Annotated in this window: 16 protein-coding genes and 1 tRNA gene; 9 read left to right on the top strand and 8 right to left on the bottom strand. The window is 63.3% G+C overall.

Going from position 1 to position 21198, the window contains the following annotated elements; translation table 11 throughout:
- The first annotated feature begins 84 nt into the window (after positions 1-84).
- Positions 85-996, top strand: coding sequence for a LysR family transcriptional regulator (locus J2X54_RS20810; RefSeq protein ID WP_310183219.1), 912 nt, complete (start codon positions 85-87; stop codon positions 994-996).
- Between the two features lie 95 nt (positions 997-1091).
- Here the strand turns inward: J2X54_RS20810 and J2X54_RS20805 are convergent, their stop codons facing one another.
- Entirely contained in the window at positions 1092-2390 is a 1299-nt protein-coding gene (locus J2X54_RS20805) for a M20/M25/M40 family metallo-hydrolase (RefSeq protein WP_310183216.1), read from the bottom strand.
- A 152-nt stretch (positions 2391-2542) separates the two neighbouring features.
- Here J2X54_RS20805 and J2X54_RS20800 point away from each other — a divergent pair, with 152 nt between their 5' ends.
- Positions 2543-3214, top strand: coding sequence for a thiol:disulfide interchange protein DsbA/DsbL (locus J2X54_RS20800; protein WP_310183213.1), 672 nt, complete (start codon positions 2543-2545; stop codon positions 3212-3214).
- 57 nt (positions 3215-3271) lie between these two features.
- Here J2X54_RS20800 and J2X54_RS20795 read toward each other — a convergent pair whose 3' ends face one another.
- From J2X54_RS20795 to J2X54_RS20785, 3 genes are all read right to left on the bottom strand, one after another.
- A complete protein-coding gene (locus J2X54_RS20795; protein ID WP_310183210.1) occupies positions 3272-3802 on the bottom strand; it encodes a GNAT family N-acetyltransferase in 531 nt (176 codons plus the stop codon).
- A 36-nt stretch (positions 3803-3838) separates the two neighbouring features.
- Positions 3839-4021 (bottom strand): hypothetical protein, encoded by a 183-nt coding sequence (locus J2X54_RS20790; protein ID WP_141749579.1) that lies wholly within the window; start codon positions 4019-4021, stop codon positions 3839-3841.
- A gap of 61 nt (positions 4022-4082) precedes the next feature.
- Entirely contained in the window at positions 4083-4781 is a 699-nt protein-coding gene (locus J2X54_RS20785; protein WP_310183204.1) for a TetR/AcrR family transcriptional regulator, read from the bottom strand.
- Between the two features lie 131 nt (positions 4782-4912).
- On the opposite strand from J2X54_RS20785, the gene J2X54_RS20780 reads away from it, so the two are divergent.
- The 6 genes from J2X54_RS20780 (at position 4913) to J2X54_RS20755 (ending at position 12754) form a co-directional block, all read left to right on the top strand.
- The gene (locus J2X54_RS20780) at positions 4913-6088 is read left to right on the top strand and encodes an HlyD family secretion protein (RefSeq protein WP_310183202.1); all 1176 of its coding nucleotides are present in this window, start codon (positions 4913-4915) and stop codon (positions 6086-6088) included.
- A gap of 11 nt (positions 6089-6099) precedes the next feature.
- Positions 6100-7725 (top strand): DHA2 family efflux MFS transporter permease subunit, encoded by a 1626-nt coding sequence (locus J2X54_RS20775; RefSeq protein ID WP_310183201.1) that lies wholly within the window; start codon positions 6100-6102, stop codon positions 7723-7725.
- A 25-nt stretch (positions 7726-7750) separates the two neighbouring features.
- Positions 7751-9223, top strand: coding sequence for an efflux transporter outer membrane subunit (locus tag J2X54_RS20770; RefSeq protein ID WP_310183199.1), 1473 nt, complete (start codon positions 7751-7753; stop codon positions 9221-9223).
- Positions 9224-9376: 153 nt separating this feature from the next.
- Positions 9377-11077, top strand: a complete 1701-nt coding sequence (locus tag J2X54_RS20765; RefSeq protein WP_310183196.1) for a dipeptidyl-peptidase 3 family protein — start codon at positions 9377-9379, stop codon at positions 11075-11077.
- Positions 11078-11254: 177 nt separating this feature from the next.
- A complete protein-coding gene (locus tag J2X54_RS20760; protein WP_310183194.1) occupies positions 11255-11938 on the top strand; it encodes a hypothetical protein in 684 nt (227 codons plus the stop codon).
- A 105-nt stretch (positions 11939-12043) separates the two neighbouring features.
- Positions 12044-12754 carry a BON domain-containing protein gene (locus tag J2X54_RS20755; protein WP_310183192.1) on the top strand — a complete coding sequence of 237 codons (711 nt, stop codon included), beginning with the start codon at positions 12044-12046 and terminating at the stop codon, positions 12752-12754.
- A gap of 93 nt (positions 12755-12847) precedes the next feature.
- On the opposite strand, the gene J2X54_RS20750 is transcribed toward J2X54_RS20755, so the two are convergent.
- Entirely contained in the window at positions 12848-15508 is a 2661-nt protein-coding gene (locus J2X54_RS20750; RefSeq protein WP_310183189.1) for a TonB-dependent receptor, read from the bottom strand.
- 248 nt (positions 15509-15756) lie between these two features.
- Here J2X54_RS20750 and J2X54_RS20745 point away from each other — a divergent pair, with 248 nt between their 5' ends.
- Positions 15757-17922 (top strand): metallophosphoesterase, encoded by a 2166-nt coding sequence (locus J2X54_RS20745; RefSeq protein ID WP_310183186.1) that lies wholly within the window; start codon positions 15757-15759, stop codon positions 17920-17922.
- Positions 17923-17970: 48 nt separating this feature from the next.
- On the opposite strand, the gene J2X54_RS20740 is transcribed toward J2X54_RS20745, so the two are convergent.
- From J2X54_RS20740 to J2X54_RS20730, 3 genes are all read right to left on the bottom strand, one after another.
- Positions 17971-20121, bottom strand: coding sequence for a S9 family peptidase (locus tag J2X54_RS20740; protein WP_310183183.1), 2151 nt, complete (start codon positions 20119-20121; stop codon positions 17971-17973).
- Between the two features lie 129 nt (positions 20122-20250).
- Positions 20251-20973, bottom strand: coding sequence for an MGMT family protein (locus J2X54_RS20735; protein ID WP_310183181.1), 723 nt, complete (start codon positions 20971-20973; stop codon positions 20251-20253).
- A gap of 76 nt (positions 20974-21049) precedes the next feature.
- A tRNA-Lys gene (locus J2X54_RS20730) sits at positions 21050-21125 on the bottom strand.
- Positions 21126-21198: the final 73 nt, after the last annotated feature.

Below are 21198 nucleotides of genomic sequence, written 5' to 3'. Positions count from 1 at the left end.
CTTCAAACATCAATTGAGCGATGATAGTTGAAGTAGTCTGATAGTAAAAGTCGACAGCTATCAGTTTTTGTGACAGCATGACGCATGGCCTTTTCCAGTGATAACGTCGACCTGTTCCTTGCCGTGATCGACCACGGTTCATTTTCCGCCGCCGCGCGCGCGCTCGGCCGGGTGCCGTCGGCCGTCAGCATGGCGATCGCCAACCTCGAGGCAGAACTCGACCTGCAACTGTTCGAGCGCAATTCGCGCGCCGTGGTGCCCACCGACATGGCGCGTGCGCTGGAAGCGGAGGCGCGCCACATGGCCGGCCAGATGCGCCGGCTGCAGGCGCATGCGCTGTCGCTGCACCAGGGGCTCGAGCGCCGCTTGACGCTGGCGGTGTCGCCCGAGCTGCTGTCGGCTGCGTGGGGTGAGCCGCTGGCGCGCCTGGCCGACGAATTCCCGTCGCTGGAAGTCGATGTGCTGTCGGCGCCGCAGGCCGATGCAAGGCGCATGCTGCACGACGGTACCGCGCAGCTGGCGCTGCTCTACGACCGGCCGCAGGTCGATGAGCGCGAGAGCTTCCAGGAGCTGGGCAGCGAGGTGCTGGTCGCCGTGATCTCGCCGCAGCATCCGGCAGCGCGCGAGCGCAACGGCCACTTCCGGCTCGAGGACCTGGTCGATATCCGGCAGGTGGCCATCGTCAGCCGCGCTGCGCACCAGGAGGACAAGCGGGTGCTGGTGTCGCGCAAGCTGTGGCGCACCGACAGCCACCAGGCCACGCTGGGACTGGTGCAGGCCGGTATCGGCTGGGCCTTCCTGCCCCGGCGCCTGGTGGCGCCGCTGCTGGCCGATGGCGAACTGCTGGTGATCGATTTTTCCAGCATGAGCAACCAGCTGCGCCTGTGGGTAGACGTGGTGTGGGTAAACGACCGTCCGCTGGGCCTGGGCGCCAAGCGCTTGATCGCGCTGATGAAAAATATCGACGGCCTGGAAGCCCGCCCCGGGCATGTATAGGGCGCCTGAAAACCTTCAGAGCAAGGCGCTGCGACGAAGACAGTACGAGAGTACGGCGAGGAGCTGCAACGCAGCTATGGAGGTTTTCAGGCGCACTATCGTGTCAGGCGGTAGATCAGGAGGGCGCTGCGGATAGTGGCCCGTTCGATCGAGGCGATTTCCAGGTCTTCGTCCGGCGAGTGGGCGCCGTTGCCGGTCACGCCCAGGCCATCGAGGCTGTCCACCATCGAGGCCACGAACTGGATGTCGCCGGCGCCGCGCTGGCCCGGGGGCAGGGCGGGGATGGCGCCCAGGCCGGCGTCGCTGCTCGCTTGCGAATACACCTTCAGCACCGCCAGGTTGCCCGGCGTGGGCGACATTGGCGGATAGGCGTCGCGGAAGCTGATGCTGGCGCTGGTGCCCGGCAGGTTCTGGGCGACGATGGCGCGCATTTTGGCATGGGCGCGGTCGCGCTGTTCGTACGTCAGGTAGCGTAAATCTCCGTGCACCAGCGCGGTCCGGGCGATGACGTTGGTCTTGCCGGCGGCCTGGCCTTTCGTGCCCGCTTCGTCCACGCTGGCATCGGTGCCGCCGAGGATCAGTCCCGCGCTGAAGGTGAGATCCGGTTCGATCACCTGCTGGCGAAAGCCGTCGAGGATGCGCGCCGCCTCGTACACGGCGCCGTAGCCCGCCTTGTCGGTGAAAATGGTGCTCGAGTGGCCCTGCTTGCCTTTCACTTCCAGCTCCCACGACGATGACGAACGGCGGCCGATGGTGCCGGTATCCTTGCCATCCTGGTCGCGCATGGTGCCTTCGAAGGCGAGGGCGATGTCGCTGCGCTTGGCCGCTGCCACCATGTCGGCGCGCGAGGTGGCGATCGGTTCGCCGGCGCTTTCTTCGTCGCCGGTAAACATCACGGTGATGGTGGTGTTATCGAGCGCACCGGCGCGTTTGAGGGCGCGCAGCGCTTCGAGGATGACGATGTCGCCGCCCTTCATGTCGTTGACGCCCTGGCCGCGCACGCGATCGCCGTTGCGCTGCCACAGCTGCACCGGGCTGTCCTTTTCGAACACGGTGTCAAGGTGGCCGAGCAGCAGCAGCCGTTTGCCCTGTTTGCCTTCGCGCGTGCCCACCAGGTGGCCGGCGCGGCGCATGGCTGGCGGCATGTCGATCCAGCGCGTGGCAAAGCCCAGTTGGTCGAGCTCCTGCCGATACAGCTTGCCCACCGCGCGCACGCCGTCGTGGTTCATGGTGCCGCTGTTGATGTTGACCGATTGCTCCAGCAGTTGCAGCGCTTGCGGCGAACGGGCCTTGATGGCGGCGACGATGCTCTGCTCGACGGGCGAGAGTTCGGCGGCGTGGGCACAGGACACTGCCAATGCCAGCAGGGCGGATGAACACAGCGCTATTTTCATGGAGGTTCCGGTAGGCGTTGGACGGCGCTGAGGTAGCGTCAAAGGTAAGCAAGTGTGAGCAATTGTAGCTTAGTGTGAATTGCGGCCGCGCTGCCGCCATGTCGCGCCGGAAGCTGGTATATTCCCCCTGCAGATTTTTTTAAAGGATAACCATGCTCCGTCGTACCTTCTTGACCGCCGCTGTCACTGCCGCTGTTGCCGCCATGTTTGCCGGCACCGCTTTCGCTACGCCCACCGCGCCCAAGAGCGGCGCCGAGTACACCACGCTGAAGAACCCGCAGCCAGTCCAGGCCGAGGGCAAGAAGGTCGAAGTGATCGAGTTCTTCATGTATCACTGCCCGGCATGCTACGCGCTGGAGCCGGCCATGCTGGACTGGGTCAAGAAGCAGGGCGACAACATCAGCTTCCGCCGCATCCACTTGCCGCTCACCGGTGAAAAAGATCCGGAAGCGCACCTGTTCCTCACCCTCGAAGCGATGAAGCTCGAGTCGCAGCTGCACGCCAAGGTGCTGCAAACCTGGCACGTGGAACGCAAGCGCCTGCAAAGCGACGAAGCCAACGTCGAGTGGGCGGTCAAGAACGGTATCGACAAGGAAAAATTCCTGGCCGTGTATAACTCGTTCGCGATCAACACCCGCCTGAAAAACGCCGGCCGCGTGGCAGCTGCGTACGAAGTCAACAGCACGCCGACCATCATCGTCAACGGCCGCTACCTGACCAACCCGTCGATGGTGGACGCCGCCAACCCCGGCATCCCACGCCAGCAATTGACCGCCGCCACGCTGCAAGTGCTCGACGCGCTGGTGGCGCAGTCGCGCAAATAATTTTCTGGCAGGTGCAAGATGGAGCCGCCCGGTGCAAGCCGGGCGGCTTTTGTTTTTTTATGAGGTGGCGTCGCCAGCAGGCGCCAGCACGCAACGCCACGCATACGCCCACCGCTGCTCGCCGCCACAGGTTTCAGCCTGCGGCGCCAGGTCGAGCCGCACGAAGCCGTGCTTTGCGACGATGCGTTGCGAGCCGGGGTTGGTGTCGGTGATCCAGGCGTCGATGGTCTGCAGGTGGTAGTCGTGGCGCGCGGCGTGGAGCAGGTGGCGCAGCGCCAGGCTGCCCAGGCCACGGCCACCGGCATCGTGGGCGATGCGATAGCCCACTTCGCCGGTGCCGGCCACGCGGTCGATATGGCGCAGGTTGGCGCGGCCGACGATCGCACCCGCTTCATCGACCAGCACGCACGGCAGCATGGCGCCCCGGTCGTGCAGGGCCAGATAGTCGGCGATGTGGGCGGTAACGCCCGAAAGGGAGTAAAACGAGGGTGCGCGGGCCGCCACATGCTGCTCGAACCACGTGCGGTTGGCCAGTTCGAATGCCAGCAAGGCTGGCGCGTCGTCTGGTCGCAGGGGGCGGATGATCACGTGGTCGGCGCTTTGCGCGGACAGGCCAGGTGGCCGTTAGTTGACGGTAAAACGCGCCGGAATTTCGATACCGCCGTTGCGGGCCGCTTCGGCGTAGGCCTTCAATTCTTCGATCACGGCTTCCAGCTCTTGTTCGCCCGGATTGGCCTGGAAGCTCTTGATGCGCTCGTTCATGAGCGTTACTTGTCGGCTCCAGTCCAGTCTATTTGTTTTGCTCATATGCACTCCTTGTAAAGGATTAGTATAGATCAATTGGCAAAGTTGTACAGACCTTTGGTGTCTAAAGAACCACGCTGCGCAGGAACAGGTCGAGCCCTTGTGCGGCATGGCGGCGGATCTCGGCGCTGGTCGGCGGGGCATCGGGTGGAAACAGCATGCGGCTCATGGTGTCGCCCATCAGGCAGTTCACAAAATGCACTGCCAGGAATTCGTGGGGCAGGTCGGTGCGCAGCAGTGGCTTGATGTCGGGGCGCGCAAAAAACTTACCGAGCTGCTCGCGCGACTTGCGCGGGCCGGCATCGTAAAACGTCTCGCCCAGCTCGGGCGTGGTGCGGGCCTCGGCCACCACCATGCGGTGCAGGTTGACAAAGGCCGGCTGCGACACCAGCTCCAGGAAGCGCACCGCGTAATCGCCCAGGATCGCTTCCATCGGCCTGGTGTCGGTTTCCAGGCTGGCCATGTCGGAGAAGAATCTGGCCCGGCCGCGGGTAATGGCTGCGCTGAGCAAGCCGGCCTTGCCGCCAAATTTCACATAAATCGTCCGCACCGCCACGTGGGCTTCGCGGGCGATCATTTCCAGGCTGACCTTGCTGTAACCGTTGTCCAGGAACAGCCGGGCGGCGGTATGCACCAGCGCCTGTTCGCGCGCTTCCTTGTCGGCCGCGCGCGGGCGGCCGGCCGATTTGCCGAAGCACGGTTCATGTGCTGCGGCATCCGGGCAGTCGAGCTCTTCCTCGAGTGGATTGTTGTCTTTTTTCATGGCGATCGATGATAGCGAATGGCGCCATGCTAGTCCAAACCAAAATGAAATGCAATCGTTTCATTTCTTGACTTCCAATGGAAACCGTCCAATAATGCATTCATCCCCTTTCATTATTTTCGGAGCAGTGCATGTCCAGCCCAGAACAGCAAGAACAAAAAGGTCCAACCGCGGTATCAGCCCCAGCCGCCCAGGCACCCCAGGACGCGCCAGCCGCGCCGGCCAAGTCCAAGCGCAAGGTGCTGATCGTCGCCGCCATCATCGCGCTGGTGGCCATCGGCGCCGGTGGCCGCATGTGGTATCGCAGCCATAACTTCGTCGAGACCGAGAACGCCTACGTGGCCGGCCACGTGCACCCGGTATCGGCGCGCATTTCCGGCGTGGTCACCAAGGTGCTCATCGACGACAACCAGGTTGTGCGCGCCGGCGACGTGATCGCCGAACTCGATCCGTTCGACCAGGGCGTGAAGGTCGAGCAGATCCAGGCGCAGATCGCCAGCGCCGAGCAGCAGGTGCTGCAGGCCGATGCCCAGATCATGCAGGTGAAAGCCCAGGCCAGTTCGGCCACCGCGCAAGTGGCGCAATCGCAGGCGCAACTGCTGCGCGCCAGGCAGGACGCCGACCGTTTCGGCCAGCTGTATAACGACCAGATGAAAGCCGTCTCCAAGGCCGAACTCGACGCCGCCGTCGCCGGCCGCGCCAGCGCCGTGGCCGACCTGGCCGCACGCAAGGACAATGCCGCCGCCGCCCGTGCACAAATTGCTGCCGCCGAATCGGCGCGCGACGTGCTCAAGGCGCAGGTGTCGGTGCTGCGCGTGCAACTGAAGGACGCCCAGCAGCAGCTGGCCTACAACCACATCCTGGCGCCTGTCGGTGGCCGCATCGGCAAGCGTTCGATCGAAGTGGGCCAGCGCGTGCAGCCGGGCCAGCAGCTGACCGCCATCGTGCAGGACAACGTGTGGCTGACCGCCAACTTCAAGGAAACCCAGCTGGCCGAGATGCATCCGGGCCAGGAAGTCAAAGTCACCATCGACGCCATGCCGGGCAAGGAATTGATCGGCACCGTGGAGAGCTTTGCGCCAGCGTCGGGCGCGCAGTTTGCGCTGCTGCCGGCCGATAACGCCACCGGTAACTTCACCAAGATCGTCCAGCGTGTACCGGTCAAGATCGTGTTCAAGCCGGAAGACATCAAGGCCCTCAATGGCCGCCTGGTGCCGGGCATGTCGGCCATCGCCGAAGTGGCGATTCACCAGGACGAGAACAAGTCCGAGCGCAAGGTCGCTGCCGCACCGGCCACGGTCCAGTAAGGAACGACATCATGGCCAGTTCCACATTCGATCCGCCGGCAGCCAAGGCGGCGGGGAAGGCTGCACCTGCTGCTCCACCAGCGCCGAGCGAACACGTCTCGGCCCGCACCTGGATCGCGATCGCCGCCGGCATGCTGGGCGCCTTCATGGCGGTGCTCGACATCCAGATCACCAACTCGTCGCTGAAAGACATCCTCGGTTCGCTGTCGGCCACCCAGGAAGAGGGTTCGTGGATCGCCACCGCCTACCTGGTGGCGGAGATCGTCGTCATTCCGATGACCGGGCTGTTCACACGCGTGTTCGGCACCCGTAACTACATGATCGGCACCACCGCGCTGTTCCTGCTGTTCTCGACCCTGTGCGGCTTCGCCTGGAATCTCGAGAGCATGATCATCTTCCGCATGATGCAGGGTTTCACCGGTGGCGCCCTGATCCCGATGGCGTTCACGCTGGTGATGACGCAGCTGCCGCCGTCGAAGCGCGCCACCGGCATGGCCATCTTCGGTCTGACCGCCACGCTGGCGCCCTCGATGGGCCCCACGCTCGGTGGCTATCTGTCCGAGCTGTATGGCTGGCCGTCGATCTTCTACCTGAACTGGGTGCCGGGCTTGCTGCTGATCGGCGGTATCGCCTATGGCCTGGACAAGGAAAAATTCCAGCCGTCGCTGTTGTCCGGCGCCGACTGGAGCGGCATCTTCTTCATGGCCGTGGGCCTCGGCAGCCTGACCATCTTCCTCGAAGAAGGCAACAGCAAGGACTGGTTCGATTCGTCGTTCATTATTACCTTTGCCGCGCTGGCGATTTTCGGCTTGCTGGGTTGGGTGGTCAACAGCGCCTTGAAGAAGCAGCCCTTTGTGAACCTGGCGCTTTACGGCCAGCGCAACTTCGCTGCCGCCACCGCGCTGTCGATGGCGATGGGCATGGGCTTGTACGGTTCGTCGTTCCTGCTGCCGCTGTACCTGGGCCAGATTCCCGGCTACTCGCCGATGCAGATCGGTGAAGTGATCATGTGGTCCGGCCTGCCGCAGCTGTTCATCATGCCGTTCGTGGCCAAGCTGTCGTCCAAGGTCGACAACCGCATCCTGTGCACGTTCGGCCTGCTGCTGTTTGGCGGCTCGTGCCTGATGAATGCCTACATGGACGCGACCACCGGCTATGACCAGCTGCTGCTGTCGCAGATCGTGCGCGCGCTGGGCCAGCCGTTCGTGATGCTCACGCTGTCGAACTTCGCCATGAACGGCATCCAGCCCAGGGACATGCCATCGGCCTCAAGCCTGATCAACATGACCCGTAACCTGGGCGGCTCGATCGGCATCGCCCTGCTGGCTACCGCCCTGACGTCGCGCGAGCATTTTCATTCGCAGCGCATCGGCGAATCGGTGACCAGCTTCGCGGCCGCCACGCAGGAACGTTTATCGGCGCTGACGCAATCGTTCATCGGCCAGGGTTTTGACTCGACCACGGCGTCGAACATGGCGCTCAAGGCGATCGACGGCATCGTGCGGCGCGAGTCGTTCGTGATGGCGTACAACGATGGCTTCTTCCTGGTGGCGATGGTGCTGTTTGCCTGTATCGGCGTGCTGTGGTTCTCGGACAAGGTCAAAGCCCCTTCGGGTGGCGGTGGCGGCGGGCACTAATCTAAAAATTTTGTGAGGTAATACCATGTTTCATTCAGCTTTGCAGCGCGTCGCGCTCGCTGTAGCCATTACCGCAGCGCTCTCCGGCTGCGCCACCGTCGGCACCGACTTCGGCACGCCCGAAAACGTCAAGGACGCGTCGTTCCGTCACCTGCCGCAAGCCGGCACCACAGGTGTTCAACAAGCGGCGCATCTGCCGGCGCAGTGGTGGACCGTGTTCAACGATCCGGTCCTGAGCCGCCTCGAAGAGACCGCGCTGCGCGACAACCCGAGCGTGAAAGCGGCGGCGCAGCGCCTGGTGCAGGCGCAGGAGCAGGCCGGCCTGTCGCGCGCCAATCAGCGTCCGTCGCTGGGCGTGAGTGCGTCGGTGTCGAATTCGCGCACTTCGGCCGAGACCTCGCAGGGCATCGCCTTGGGCGGCCGTTCGATCAAGGGCAACAACTACGCGGTCGGCGCCAATTTCTCGTATGAGCTCGACCTGCTGGGCCGCGTGCGCCGCCTGGTGGAAGCGTCCGATGCGCACGCGCTGGCTGCCGAAGCGGACCGCGACGGCGTGCTGCTGATGCTGTCGTCGCAACTGGCTACCGCCTACTGGCAGCTGCGCGGGCTCGATGCCGAAATGGCGATCCTCAACGGCGCGCTGGGCACCCGCCAGGAGAGCGAACAACTGGTCACCGCCCGTTTCGACGCCGGCCTGTCGAATGAACTGGACGTCTCGCGCGCCCGCATCGAGCTGGCCAATGCCAAGGCCGACCTGCACGAAGTGCAGCGCCAGCGCAACCTGGTCGAGCACCAGCTGGCCACGCTGGTGGGTGCATCGCCGTCGGCGATGCTCACTGCCGCTACCGCCACCCCGGCGGTGCTGCCGGCGCCACCGGCCATTCCCGTCGGCCTGCCGGCCAGCCTGCTGTCGCAGCGCCCCGACCTGGCCGCCAGCGTGGCGACCCTGCGCGCGGCCAATGCGCAGATTGGCGTGGCCGAAGGCGCGTTCTACCCATCGGTATCGCTGACCGGTAACTTCGGTTATGCGTCGGAAGCGTTGCGCAATATCGGCGAGAGCGGCGCGCGCCAGTTCAGTGTTGGTCCCTTGGCGCTGTCGCTGCCGATCTTCGACGGTGGCCGCAACCAGGCCAACCTGGCGATCGCCAAGTCGCGCTACGAAGAAGCGGTGGCCAACCACGAAACCAGGCTGCTGACGGCGCTGCGCGAAGTGGAAGACGCGCTGTCGGATGTGCAGGAACGCCAGTTGCAGGGCGAAGCGCAATCGGCCTCGCAAACGGCAGCCGCGCGCGGCTACCTGGTGGCGCGCGCGCGTTACGAGCGTGGTGTGTCCACTTACCTGGACGTGACCGATGCCCAGCGCAGCGCGCTGGCGGCCGACCGCGCGGCGGTACAGATCAATACCCAGCGTTTGCTGGCGACGGTGGCCGTGGCGCGGTCCCTCGGTGCTGGTTGGCAGCCCTCGTCGCAGCTGGCGGCGGTAAGCATTGCCAAGTAATCGCGTTGTCCATTGATCCCCGCGTTCGCGGGGATGACGAATCGAATGCCAGCTGCCGTATCTGGCATCATCGGTTCGTGATCCGTCATCCCCGCGCAGGCGGGGATCCCAGCCCTCGCTTACAATATCAGCCTCACTCCACCCGAGGTTCGCATGAAAAAAATCCTGCTCCCGCTGGCCATGGCGTTTGCCTGCGCCAGTGCCTATTCCAGCCCGGCCACCATCGCCGACCTGAACAAGATGAGCCAGCGCTACGCGCCGGTAGCGCTCACGGCCGACACCAGCAAGCTGTCGGCCGGCGACAAGCGCGCCATCGTCAAGCTGATCGAAGCGGCCAAGATCATCGACGTGCTGCAACTGCGCCAGCGCTGGTCTGGCAACGAAGCGCTGTGGGCCGCGCTCAAGAAAGACACCACGCCGCTGGGCAAGGCGCGTCTCGATTACTTCTGGCTCAACAAGGGCCCGTGGTCGATCCTCGACGACCACCAGTCGTTCCTGCCCGCGCAAATCGGCGCCATCAAGATTCCGGCCAAAAAGCCCGAAGGCGGCAGCTTCTATCCCGACGACGCCAGCAAGGCGCAACTCGACACCTGGATGAACGCCTTGCCGGGCATCGACAAGTCGCAGGCGCAGTGGTTCTTCACGGCGATCCGCCGTAACGCCGGCGGCCAGTTCACTACCGTGCCGTACTCGGTCGAATACAAGCCGGAACTGGAAAAAGCGGCCGCGCTGCTCAAGCAGGCCGCTGCCGCCACCGACAACGCCTCGCTGAAAAAATTCCTCGACCTGCGTGCCGATGCGTTCCTCAGCAACGATTACCTGGCATCCGATTTTGCGTGGATGGATCTCGATGCGCCGGTGGACGTGACCATCGGCCCGTACGAGACCTATAACGACGAACTGTATGGCTACAAGGCCGCGTTCGAAGCGTACGTGAATATCCGCGACCAGAAAGAGACGCAAAAACTTGACTTCTTCGCCCAGCACATGCAGGAACTGGAAGACAGCCTGCCGATCGACGCCCAGTACCGCAACCCGAAAGTGGGCGCGATCGCGCCGATGGTGGTGGTGAACCAGGTGTACGGCGCCGGCGACGGCAACATGGGCGTGCAGACTGCCGCGTACAACCTGCCCAACGACGAGCGCATCATCAGCCAGCGCGGCTCCAAGCGCGTGATGCTCAAGAACGTGCAGGAAGCGAAATTCAAGGCCACGCTCACGCCGATCTCGAAACTGGTGCTGCGCGCCGCCGACCAGAAGGACGTCGATTTCGACTCGTTCTTCACCCACATCCTGGCGCACGAAATCACCCACGGCCTCGGTCCCCACGCCACCACCGTCGATGGCAAGGCATCGACGCCGCGCCAGGATTTGAAGGAAACCTATTCCACCATCGAGGAAGCCAAGGCAGACATCACCGGCCTGTACGTGCTCGACGTGATGATGGGCAAAGGCCAGTTGAAAAATACGCTGGGGCAGGGCGAGGCGGCCGAGCGCAAGCTGTACACGACGTTCCTCGCGTCGGCCTTCCGTACGCTGCACTTCGGGCTGACCGATTCGCATGCGCGCGGCATGGCGATCCAGGTCAACTACCTGCTCGACAAGGGCGGTTTCGTGTCGCACGGCGACGGCACCTTCTCGGTCGATTTTGCCAGGATCAAGGACGCGGTCAAGGATCTCGACCGCGAGTTTTTGATGATCGAGGCGACCGGCGATTATGCGCGGGCCAAGGAGATGATGGCCAAGTACGTGGTGATCCGCCCCGACGTGCAAAAGGCGCTCGACAAGATGAAGTCGGTGCCCAACGATATCCGTCCGCAGTTCAAGACGGCCAACAGCCTGCTGGCGAAGTAACCCCGCACTGCCACCCGGGGTCGGACCCTGTACAGGGTCCGACCCCAAGGTTTTTGGGGTTCCAGTTCCGCAATCATTCAACTCTGCCTACGTAATAATTTAGTGTTGTAAGACCTTCTACAGAGCAATAAATATTGCCCTCATCGTGCTACAGTTTTGATCAAGGACATCGCCACCATGATCAAGCGCACACTCATCCCTCTCCTGATGTTGTCTTGCAGCTCAGCCTTTGCCGCCGAGCTGACCTCGATGGAAACCAGCTGGCTGACGGCGGGTTTATCCGTGATCAATTACGCCAAGCAGGAGCTCCGGCTGCCCGTCGACATCACCGTGCAACCGCAGGCGCACGCCAACGACGTGCCGGTAGCGCTCGGTTACCACGACGGCCGCTGCAAGCTGGTGCTGTCCCTGCGCGGCAATGCGCATGCAGAAGACATCCTCGCCAGCGTGCCGCAAGCGCGGCGCGCCCTGATGATCGAAGCGATGTTCGCCCACGAGATCGCCCACTGCTGGCGTTACGCACAGGGCGCCTGGCACCAGACGCCTTCCGGCTTCGCCCAGGGCGGCACCCAGCCTGCGCAAACCCTGCAGCAGACCCGGCGCGAAGAGGGCTTCGCCGACCTGGTGGCGCTGGCGTGGACCCAGCAGCGCCACCCGCAACATTATGCCGACGTCGCCGCGTGGATGCGGCAGGTGCGCGCCCCGGCGGCCGCTGCCACGAACGCCGCAGCGGCTGTCGATACGCACGGCACCATGGCCTGGCTGCAACTGGCGCCAACCGGCGCCGCCTTCAACAGCCGGCTGTCGTTGTTCGACCAGGCGGGTAGTCTGTGGCGCCAGGGACTTGCAAACGGGGAGTAGTTGCCAACTGGTCAGCATGTCATTTTGGTACGGTTGCGCACAGAGAAAACGGCAGCCGCGCGGTTTAATGTGTCCGTCAACCACCACAACACAGAGGGACATATCATGAACAAGCTGCTCTTCCTGGTACTGGCTAGCGCCACCAGCATGACTTTCGCTGCTACCCCAAAAACTGATACCGTCGCCTACAAGGCCGCCACCGATCGCGCCGAAGCCAGCTACAAAACCGCCAAGTCCGCTTGCAATACGCAATCGGGCAACGCCAAGGACATCTGCGAAGAACAAGCCAAGCTCGATCAAAAGCAGGCTGAGCTCGACGCCACCACCAAATTCAAGAGCGACAAGAACTCGCTCGAAAAAGCCCGCATCGCCGTGGCCGACGCCCGCTATGAACTGGACGAAGAAAAGTGCGACGCCATGACCGGCGCCAACAAGGACAGCTGCAAGAGCACCGCCAAGATGCAGCAAACCGCTGCCATCAACGATGCCAAGGCTGGCAAGCAATCGGCTGACATCGCTCAGACCGGCATCAATTGCAACAACATGACCGGCACCGACAAGGCCAGCTGCGAAGCCCGCTCGAAAACCGAGCTGGCCAAGGACGCGGTTGCCGACTCCGTCATCACCACCAAGATCAAGACCGAACTGATGGCCGAGCCATCGCTCAAGTCGCTGGACGTCAAAGTGGAAACCAACAACGGTAAAGTGTCGCTGAGCGGCTTCGTGCCATCGCAAGCTGAAGCCGACAAGGCTGCCACCGTGGCCCGTAGCGTCAAGGGCGTGCACGACGTGCAAAACTCTTTGCGCGTGAAATAATCCGCAGCGTAATGCGCAGAATGCGCTGAAACGAGGGCCGGTCTTACCGGCCCTTTTTTTCGCCTGTCAGCATTATGACGATCGTGGGCCCGGTTAGTAACTGAGGCCCGCACGCACACCGAACATGCGCGGCTCGATGAACCAGGCCGTCATGTAGCCGCCGTTGGCCGAATCGCCGGCTACCTTGGCGTGGCGGTCGGTCAGGTTGCGCACGTACGCTTCGAAGTGCCATTTGCGCTCCGGCGTATCGATGCGCACTTGCGCGTCCACCGTGGTGTACGGCTTCTGGTACAGGCCCACGTGGTCCATGTCCAGGTTGTTGATGGTGAAGTAGGACTTGGCGCGCCAGTTGGCCTTGACGTACGGCGAGATCGTGTAGCCATTGTCGAGGTTGAAGTACTGCGAGTAGTTCAGGCTCAGCGTGACCGGCGGCGTGTTTGGCAGGTGGTTGCCGTTGATGTTGTACAGCCGCTTGCCGGCGTAGCGCGGATCGGTGCTGGTGCTCGGTTCCGGGCACGGTTGCACGCCAATTTCGCTGCGGGCGAAGCAGTTGTAACTGTCCTCGTTGAGCGGCATGTCGTGGATGCTCGTATTGATCAACGCCATATTGCCGCCGATTTTGATGGTGCTGATCGGCTTGTAGGTCCACTCCACTTCCAGGCCCGGGATATCGACCTTGCCCAGGTTGACCGTATGCCAGGCGCTGTAGATATTGCAGGTGGGGTTGTTGACCGGGCAGGGCAGGCCGTCGTCGGTCATCATGGTGCCCACCGCGTAGTTGCCGGTCTGCTGCATGTCTTTGTAGCGCATGTAGAAGGCGGTCACCGCCAGCGTGGCGCGGTTGTCGAGGAAGCGGCCCTTGTAACCCAACTCGAAGTTGATCAGGCTCTCCGGACCATACGGCAGGTACGTGACCTGGCCGCGCGTGCCGTCGGCGCAGCGCTTGTAGCCGCAGGTGTCGTTCTTGTCGCCGAAGCCGCCAGCCTTGTAGCCGGTCGATACCGACGCGTACGTCATCTGCGACGGCGAGATGTCCCACGTCGCGCCCAGGCGCCAGGTAATCTTGCGCCAGCTTTGTTCGTTCTCGTTGGTCGATGGCGCACCATAGCGGGCATAGGCCGCCGTACCGCCGGTCGAACCCATGGCGTCGGTGAGATTGGTGCTCTCGATGTGCGGCAGGTAGCCCGGTGTGCCCGGTGTGCCGCGATTGAACAGGCCGTTGTAATAGAAGCCGCTGGTGGCGCTGTCCCAGCTGCCGTACACGTCGCCGTTGGTCGATTGGGTGTCCTTGCTATAGCGCGCGCCCGCGGTGAGCGTGAGGCTCGGCATGGCGCGCCAGTCGGCTTGCAGGAAGGCGGCGCGCGCCTTGATCTGCTGGTTCTTCTGGTTGTAGAACACCGAGACCGGATCGCCGTACGGGTTCTGGAAGTTGAAGAAGTTTTCAAACTTGAGGCGATTGTGTTCGTTCATCGAGAACAGGCCGCCCACGTACTGCACATTGCCGATGCGCTGCTTGAGCTGGGCCTCGTGCACTGTGGACCAGTAGTGCGCATCCTGGGTGCGGCTGTGCCAGTCGTTGAGCGGGTTGGTGCCCCACGAACCGCCGGCCGGCAGCGGCAGCGTATTGAGGCCCTGGGTTTGCCACGGCTGCGAGTACGACATGCCACGGTCGCCGTCTTCCAGGCGGTCGGTGGTCATCAGGGAGCCGGCGAAGTTGTAGTCGAATTCGGTGTTGTCGTTGAGCTTCCAGTTGATCCCGCTGCGCATGGTTTTCATGGTCATGTCCACGCTGCCCGGCACGTTCACGTTGAGGTCCCACTTGCCGCCGCCGGTACCCACCTTGATGGTATTGCAGTCGTATTTTGTGCCGGCCGAGGCGTCGCAGTCGCGGAACGACGAACCTCCGGCGCCGGAATCCTGGTACTGCTCGTAGGCCGCGTGCAAGGTCACGTCCTTATTCACCTTCAGGCGCGCGCCCAGGCGGGCCGCCCATTCCTTCTGGTTGGTGTAGTAGTCGCTTTTATCGACCTTGCGGTTGTTGCGCTGGTCGACATCGGGAATGCCGTTCGGTACCCAGCCCTGGGCCGGGAAGTTGGCTTCGGTGGTATCCGACGTCTGGTTGGCGTAGCCATCGCGCAGCACCTTCATGAACGTGGCGCGCAGCGCCAGCGAGTCGTTGACGGCGATGTTCTGGATCACGTTGAGCTGGCGCTTCTTGTAGTTGCCCAGGTCGATCTGCGCCTTGCCGTAGTTGCCGGAAAAGTCGGGCTTGGCGGTGATGATGTTGATGCTGCCGGCGGTCGAGTTGCGGCCGAACAGCGTGCCTTGCGGGCCGCGCAGCACCTCCACCTGTTCGAGGTCGAACATCAATGCCTGCGCACCTTGTGGACGCGGCGAGTACATGCCATCGACGTGGTAGCCCACCGACGGGCTGCTGATCTCGGACGTGTCGTTGGAGGTCACGCCACGGATGGTGATCTGCACCGCGCCGTTGAGGTTGGGATTCATCACCACGTTGGGGATGTCGCCGGAGAGGTCGGAGATGCTGGTCACGCCCTGCTTGTCCAGGTAGTCCTGGTTGAAGGCCGATACCGCCACCGGGGTTTTCAGCAGCGAGGTCGAATAGCGGGTGGCGCTGACCACCACCTCTTCGACTTTGCCGCTGTCCTTGGGCGCTTCCTGCGCCAGGGCTGTTGCAGTCCAGGCGCCGGCCACCGCCAGGCATACGAGGGTTTTTCGCGTTGCGAAGGTCATGTTGTCTCCATCATTGTTGTCGTTGTGGTTGTTATCGCTGCGGGCGGGACTCTGGCGGTCCCGCTGGTTCACAGTGCTTTTTCAGTATTGCATCGTGAAAATGCGACGGTCAAACGACGATGGATTTTCTGTAGCAGTTTAATATCGTTGACTAAACAAGCGCTTGTTGCTGGCAGCGCCCGCTTGTCTTCAAGCTGTCATTTTTGGATGTGACAATGCTGCTCCATAACTAACAGTATGGAGCGAGCATGAACCCGAAGTTTCCCGCCAAGCTGTTGTCGGCATCGTTGCTGGCGGCTCTGCTGGCCGCCTGCGGCAGCGACAGCAGCGACAACATCAACAACATCAACGACAGCAAACCGGCCACGCCACCGGTGGCGGCAGACCCGGCGCTGCCCAGCGTCGCCTTCATGAGCGACGTGCACTTCGAGAACGTCTATGGCGATCTGAAAAGCACCAGGTTTGCCGGCATTCCGACCAAGGACGGCCGCAACGCCACCATTCGCACCATGTATGCGGAACTGACGTCCACCCGCCTGTTCAACGAAAACTACTTCGCCTTCCGCGCCGCGCTCGACGACGCGTATGCCAGGAACGTCCGCCTGGTCGGCCTGCCCGGCGACATCTCCGACGACGCCCAGCCGATCAACATCGACGGCATCACCGACATCCTCAAGGAATACCAGGCCAAGGGCATGCGCTTCTTTATCGCCCCCGGCAACCACGATCCGAACGAGCCGTATGATGACGACGAGGCGGGCAAGAACGACTTCCTCACCAAGGACGGCAAGGAGCAGAAGGTGTACGCCACCGGCGCAGCTGCCTGCAAGGCCGGCGACAGCACGGTGGTGTGCACCAATGCGATGGTGGAGCAGGGCTACGAGAAGCTGCTGGCCAAGCTGGGCGACTTCGGCTACATGCCGAACAAGGGCGACGTGCATTGGGAAACCCCGTTTACCGCCTACGCCGACGGCAAGTACACGTACGAGGCAGCGCAGGCTGCCAGCGACGTGGCCAGGCGCCAGTTCGAGATCTGCACCGAGGGCGAGGGCGGCAAGTACAAGGTGGCCGGCAAGACGTACACCAACTGCACCAGCATCGTCGACGCTTCCTACCTGGTGGAACCGGTCAAGGGCTTGTGGCTGCTGTCGCTCGACGTCAACGTCCACGTGCCAAATGCCAAGTTTGACCCGGCCAATCCAAAGTCCTTCAAGGGCTTCGACAACGCCGGCGACGCCGGCTGGAACAAGATGCTGACCCATAAAACCCACCAGATGGAGTGGATCACGTCGGTGATGGCGCGCGCCAAGGCGCAGGGCAAGCAGGTGATCTCGTTCTCGCACTATCCGACCATGGACTTTTACGCCAACCAGACCGACGCCATGAAGACCGTGTTCAAGCCGGGCGCGTTCCAGGTCACGCGCATGCCTGCTGCCGCCACCACCAGCGCTGTGGCCAGCACCGGGCTGCGCCTGCACATGGGCGGCCACATGCACTTCAACGGCACCAACGACTACCAGGACAGCGCCGGCAATTACCTGGTCAACGTGCAGTCGCCGTCGCTGGCCGTGTTCGGAGCGGCCTACAAGATCGTCACCGTGCTCGACCAGGATAAGGTGGACGTGCAGACCGTGGGCCTGGACGTGGTCAAGGGTTACAACGAACTGTTCCCCTACTACCAGGTGGAATACGACTACCTGCAGGGCAGCACCGCCACGGCCGACGTGGCCAAGCGCTGGAACCGCAGCATCCTCGACAGCAAGTCCTACGGTGAATTCACCCGCACCTATTTCGGCGAACTGTCGCGCCTGCGCTTCATGAACGATTACTGGCCGTGCGAGATGAAGGAGGCGGCCATGGCGCTCGACGCGCGCCAGATGCTGATCCTCTCGCAGCTGCAAACCAAGGTCACGCTGGCGCAATTGAAGGACAATGCCGGCGTGCTGCCGCTCACCGCCAGCTGCGCCGCCAAGGGTACGCCGTCGGGCACCGTGGTGGCAGCGAGCCAGCTGAAGACCGACTGGGCCGACGCCACCGCCAGGGCCGACAAGCTGGCCACGGCAGCCGGACTGAAACTGGACGACTTCGCCAAGATCTCGGCCTACGAGTTCTACGGCGACTTCCATCGCACCGTGTACGCCGGCGAGCTGGCGTTGCGCGACATGGGGGCGCAGCGGGTGGCGCAGTACAAGGTGCTGATGGGTGCATTCCCCGCATCGCCGGCGGCGATCATCAAGATCGGCGACCTGCCGTCTGACCAGAACCCGGTCAACGTGCTGTTTCAGAACCAGTTCAAGCAGGTGTTCGCGATCCTGAAGGGACTCGGTTCGGCCAAGCCGAGCGACCGCTTCACGATCGACTTCAAGGCCAAGACGCTGACCAACGCCAATGCGGGTGGCCTGAGCTTCAACTGATGAATGGCACACACCAGGGCGCCCCGCAGCGGGGCGCCGCTGGCCGGCTTACTTGAGATACTTCGCCAGCCAGCCGTGTACTTCGTTGTAGAAGTAGCGGCTGTTTTCGCCTTTCAGGATCCAGTGGTTCTCTTCAGGGAAGACCAGCAGCTTGCTCGGCACGTTCAGGCGCTGCTGGGTGGCGAAGTTCATCAGCGCGTTATTGGCCGGCACCCGGTAATCGAGCTCGCCCACCGAGATCAGGATCGGCGTGGTGAAGCCCGTGCCCTTGGCATGGTTCCCGCCCTGCATTACCGGGCTCTGGTCGCGCCACACGGGCAGGTTTTCCCACACCGGTCCGCCGCTGTTGACTTCGCGCCCGTAGATGCTGTCGCTGGTGCCCCACTGCATGATCAGGTCCATTTCGCCCGCGTGCGAGACGATCGCCTTGTAGCGCGTGGTGGTGGCCTGCAGCCAGTTGGCCAGGTGGCCGCCGTAGCTGGCGCCGCCGGCGGCGAGCTTGCTGCCGTCGATGTAGCTGTACTTTTTGACCGCTTCGTCCACTGCCTCGTTCAGTTCCTCGGCCGGACCTTTTAATGGATCGCCCTGGATCGCGCGCGCGAATTCTTCGCCGTAGCCGGTCGAACCCTTGTAGTCGGTGAGCAGCACCACGTAGCCCGGCTTGGCCAGCAGGTGGTAATTCCAGCGCAGCACGAACTGGTCGCGCCACATATTGGCCGCGCCGCCGTGGATCACCGAGAACAGCGGATATTTTTTGGTCGGGTCGAAGTTGGCCGGCTTGATGATCATGTTGTGGATCATGCGGCCGTCGCTGGCCTTGAACCAGAAGTGCTCGGGCGCCTGCCAGTCGATGGCAGCTGCCCGCTCGACGTTGAATGACGTCAGGCGCTTGGGTTGGCCACCAGGCGTGCCGGTGAACGAATACACCTCCGGCGGATTGATGGCCGACTCCCATACGCCCACCACGGCCTTGCCGCCAGCGTTGAACGATCCGATGGCGCCGGTGGCAGGAGAACTCTCCGCGCGCAGGTCGCTGCCATCGTATTTGATCGAATGCAGCTGCTCGAGGCCCGCGTGCTCGTAGCTGAACACGATGCGGTTGGCGCCATCGGGCAGGGCGAAGCGCGAGATCGAGCGGTCAAGCGAAGCGGTCAGAATTTTCGGTACCGGGTTGGTCACCGGCCAGGCCAGGCTGGCCAGGCGGGTGACGTCGTACACCTTGCCCGGTGCTTCCTCTTCGGTCAGCGCAAACAGGGTCTTGCCGTCGCGGCTGAACTTGAGCGCCTTGTAACTGTGCTTGTCCTGGGTGAGTTGCTGCACTTCGCCGCCGGCTGCCGGCAGCGCGAAGATTTGCGTGTAGCCCGGCGCGCGCGCCGCTTCGTCGCGGTTGGTCGAGGCGGTAAACACGATGGTCCTGCCGTCTTCGGACCAGACGGCGTCGAGCGACTGGCCGTCGTCGCCCTGGCCGCCGCCAAAGCCTGGCAGCTCGGCCAGTTTGGTGCCGGCCAGTACATCGCGTGGAGGTGGCATACCCGCGCCGGCGGTGGCATCCATCACGAACAGGCGCACCTTTTTATCGTCGAGCCACTTGTCGAAGAAGCGCGGCGGGAAGCTCTCGTAGGCGCGCACGTTGTACTTGCGGTCCTTGCGTTCCCTGGCGATGCGCTTGTTGTCTTCTTCGCTGGCCGCACCGGGGAAGACGTCGCTGACGAACAGCAGCTGTTTGCCATCGGGGCTGAACCTGGGCGTGCGCGCACCGAGCGTGAGGGTGGTCAGGCGCTGGGCCTCGCCGCCGCCGGCGATGTCGATGCGGTAGATCTGGCTGGTGTCGTCGCCGTCGCGCTTGGCGGTAAATACCAGCTGGCGGCTGTCGGGCGACCAGTTGACGGCGCCTTCGCCGCCCTTGCTGAAGGTCAGGCGCCGTGGCGCGCTGTCGTCATTGAGCGACTTGATCCACAGGTCCGACCATTGGTCCTTGCTGTCGTAGGCCGGATCGGTGACGGAAAATACCGCCCACTTGCCGTCCGGGCTGACGGTCGGCGCACCCACGCGCTTCATCAGCCACACGTCTTCGTGGGTGATGGCGCGCTTGGCGTGCGTGGCTGCCGGTGCTTCCGGGGCTGCATGGGCGGCGTGGGCTGCGCCGGAAAGTGCGGTGGCAAGGGCAAAGGCAAGAACGGAAAGACGCGGTATGGTCATGAAAACAGTCGCCCAAAAGAAGTTAAAAGGCGATAGTGACCAATACTGTCGGGGCTGTCAATCGGCCCGGTCTGGGCGCAGTTGTCGGTAACGGGCGGGGTGCGCTGGCTGGTATCGTAACGGCCAGTTTCAGCCCCGCCAGAGAAAACGCTCGAGATCGACCGCACCATCGGACGGTACGCCTTCGGCTGCCAGCATGCTGGCCTGCTGCGGCAGCGCCGCCAGCAACTGCCCGCGTGCGTTGACGATGCGGTGCAGCGGCAGTCCGGCGTCCAGGTTGCGTTTGATGTAGCCGGGCAGGGCGCGCACGAAGCTGTCATCGACGCCGATGGCCATGGTGACATCGCGGTAACGTACCACGCGACCTTCAGGAATGGTCGCAATAAAGTCACGGAACTTTTGCTGTACCGATGCCGGCAGCGGTGGGTAGCGCCCCGGTATCAGCGAGACCGCATCGCCCGTGTGCAGCGTGCCGCCATGGACTACCACGCCCAGGATGCCGCGCCGCCCGACCATGGCCCCCAGGTTGCCGACCAGCGGCGCGATGCGCTGGCACGGTTCGCAGTACATGGTCAGGCGGATTTCGACGTCACCACTGACGATGGCGCTGCCGGGGCAGAAATCTTCGGGCGCGGCGCCTTCGATCACCAGGTTTTCGTACAGCGCGCCCGGCGCCAGTCCCAGCGCGTCGAGTTCGGAAGTCAGCGTGACCAGCACCTGGCGCGGGCTGAGCCTGTGGGCGTGGACGTCGCCATCGATGCCCAGGCCTGCGGTCAGCGCGATGGCGTTTTGCGCCACGACAGGCTGGTGGCGGGCGGGCTTGTCAAACAGGTGGGTGAGCGTGGTGGGCATGATGGCTGTGCGCGAATACAAAAAAAGGCTACGCGCATAGTGCGGGTAACCTTGATCTGATGCTGCTTGAATTCGGTGGTAGGCCGTGCGGGATTCGAACCTGCGACCAACGGATTAAAAGTCCGCTGCTCTACCAGCTGAGCTAACGACCCCCGAAAGAGGCCGTATTATATACAGCTCGGCGGTTGCTGCCAAGGTGTTTTTTGATGGCGTTTTCGCGAGGCG

Source organism: Duganella sp. 3397 (assembly GCF_031456625.1).
Classification (GTDB): domain Bacteria; phylum Pseudomonadota; class Gammaproteobacteria; order Burkholderiales; family Burkholderiaceae_D; genus Rugamonas; species Rugamonas phyllosphaerae.
This window is presented reverse-complemented; position numbering and strand designations above follow the sequence as displayed.

What these genes read in the sequence shown, in the direction of transcription:
- J2X54_RS20790 (WP_141749579.1), bottom strand. Translation starts at nt 4,021, where the DNA reads ATGAGCAAAACAAATAGACTGGACTGGAGCCGACAAGTAACGCTCATG.
- J2X54_RS20780 (WP_310183202.1), top strand. Translation starts at nt 4,913, where the DNA reads ATGTCCAGCCCAGAACAGCAAGAACAAAAAGGTCCAACCGCGGTATCA.
- J2X54_RS20775 (WP_310183201.1), top strand. Translation starts at nt 6,100, where the DNA reads ATGGCCAGTTCCACATTCGATCCGCCGGCAGCCAAGGCGGCGGGGAAG.
- J2X54_RS20765 (WP_310183196.1), top strand. Translation starts at nt 9,377, where the DNA reads ATGAAAAAAATCCTGCTCCCGCTGGCCATGGCGTTTGCCTGCGCCAGT.
- J2X54_RS20805 (WP_310183216.1), bottom strand. Translation starts at nt 2,390, where the DNA reads ATGAAAATAGCGCTGTGTTCATCCGCCCTGCTGGCATTGGCAGTGTCC.
- J2X54_RS20785 (WP_310183204.1), bottom strand. Translation starts at nt 4,781, where the DNA reads ATGAAAAAAGACAACAATCCACTCGAGGAAGAGCTCGACTGCCCGGAT.
- J2X54_RS20770 (WP_310183199.1), top strand. Translation starts at nt 7,751, where the DNA reads ATGTTTCATTCAGCTTTGCAGCGCGTCGCGCTCGCTGTAGCCATTACC.
- J2X54_RS20755 (WP_310183192.1), top strand. Translation starts at nt 12,044, where the DNA reads ATGAACAAGCTGCTCTTCCTGGTACTGGCTAGCGCCACCAGCATGACT.
- J2X54_RS20745 (WP_310183186.1), top strand. Translation starts at nt 15,757, where the DNA reads ATGAACCCGAAGTTTCCCGCCAAGCTGTTGTCGGCATCGTTGCTGGCG.
- J2X54_RS20810 (WP_310183219.1), top strand. Translation starts at nt 85, where the DNA reads ATGGCCTTTTCCAGTGATAACGTCGACCTGTTCCTTGCCGTGATCGAC.
- J2X54_RS20740 (WP_310183183.1), bottom strand. Translation starts at nt 20,121, where the DNA reads ATGACCATACCGCGTCTTTCCGTTCTTGCCTTTGCCCTTGCCACCGCA.
- J2X54_RS20750 (WP_310183189.1), bottom strand. Translation starts at nt 15,508, where the DNA reads ATGACCTTCGCAACGCGAAAAACCCTCGTATGCCTGGCGGTGGCCGGC.
- J2X54_RS20735 (WP_310183181.1), bottom strand. Translation starts at nt 20,973, where the DNA reads ATGCCCACCACGCTCACCCACCTGTTTGACAAGCCCGCCCGCCACCAG.
- J2X54_RS20800 (WP_310183213.1), top strand. Translation starts at nt 2,543, where the DNA reads ATGCTCCGTCGTACCTTCTTGACCGCCGCTGTCACTGCCGCTGTTGCC.
- J2X54_RS20760 (WP_310183194.1), top strand. Translation starts at nt 11,255, where the DNA reads ATGATCAAGCGCACACTCATCCCTCTCCTGATGTTGTCTTGCAGCTCA.